This is a genomic window from Streptomyces sp. 8L, from assembly GCF_020176795.1.
Classification (GTDB): domain Bacteria; phylum Actinomycetota; class Actinomycetes; order Streptomycetales; family Streptomycetaceae; genus Streptomyces.
This window is the reverse complement of the sequence record NZ_JAIUKE010000899.1, coordinates 1-1,136: the sequence shown is the minus strand read 5'-3', so window position 1 is coordinate 1,136 and position 1,136 is coordinate 1. Positions and strand designations below refer to the sequence as shown.

The following is a 1,136-nucleotide window of genomic DNA, read 5'->3' as shown; positions in this document are numbered from 1 at the left end:
CAGGGCCTGTTGCAAGATTGAAGATCGTCCGGTTCGCCGGAGTCGCCTGGAAGCAGGGCAAGTATCCCGGTTCGGGCACGGGGATCGCAGTGCAGGCACGGCCTCAGCGATCATGTGAGTGTCGAAGTCCCATGAACACTTGGTGAGTCCGTGCCTGCACCTGCATCTTCTCTCATGCCCGCCTCGCTGGAACAACTGGCCCAGACTTCCGCTCCGGCTCCGCTGGCCGACGCGGTCCGCCTGGCCGGTTTCCTTGATCTGGTACCCGATCCACGCGGCTGCCGCGGACGCCGCTATGGGCTGTCGGCGCTGGTGACGGCCGCCGCGGCGAGTGTCCTGGCCGGCGCGCGGTCGCTCACCGCCATCACGGAATGGATCAGCGACGCGCCATCCTGGGCCTGCCGGGCCCTGGGCTTCCCCGTCGAGCCGCTGACCGGCCAGGTCTGCATCCCGCACCCGCACACGCTGCGGCGCCTGCTCGTCCGGCTCGACGGCGACGCCCTGGACAGCGCGATCGGTGCCTTCCTCGCGGCCCGCGCCGCCCCGTCCGGGACCGCACTGCGGGCGATCGCGGTCGACGGCAAGGCCCTGCGCGGCTCGCGCACCGCGACCACCACCTACGTCACCCTGCTCGCGGCGATGGACCACGCCGGCACCGTCCTGGCCCAGCGGCAGGTGGCCGACAAGAGCAACGAGATCCCCGCCTTCGCCCCGCTGCTGGACAGCATCGACCTCACCGGCACCGTCATCACCGCCGACGCCCTGCACACCCAGCACGCCCACGGCGTCTACCTCCGCAAGCGCGGCGCCCACTACATCGCGCAGGTCAAGGCCAACCACCCCGGCCTGTCCGACCGCGTACGCCGTCTGCCCTGGCGGGACATCGACCTCGATCACTACGAGCGCACCCGCGCCCACCACCGCCACGAGATCCGCAGGCTGAAGACCGCCGCCTTCGCCCACATCGACTACCCCGAAGCGCGACAAGCCCTCCAAGTCGTCCGGTGGAGAGCGGACTTCACCACCGGCAAGCTCACCATCGAGCGTGTCTACCTGATCACCAGCCTGTCGCCCGGAGCGGCGACCGGCGCCCAGCTCGCCGCCTGGATCAGAGGGCACTGGAAGATCGAAAACCT

General features: G+C 70.1%; 1 protein-coding gene. It reads left to right on the top strand.

Features of this window, described 5'->3' with window-relative positions:
- Positions 1–150: 150 nt before the first annotated feature.
- The coding region (locus LCE31_RS39760) for an ISAs1 family transposase (protein WP_225023169.1) at positions 151–1,136 on the top strand (986 nt) is incomplete at its 3' end.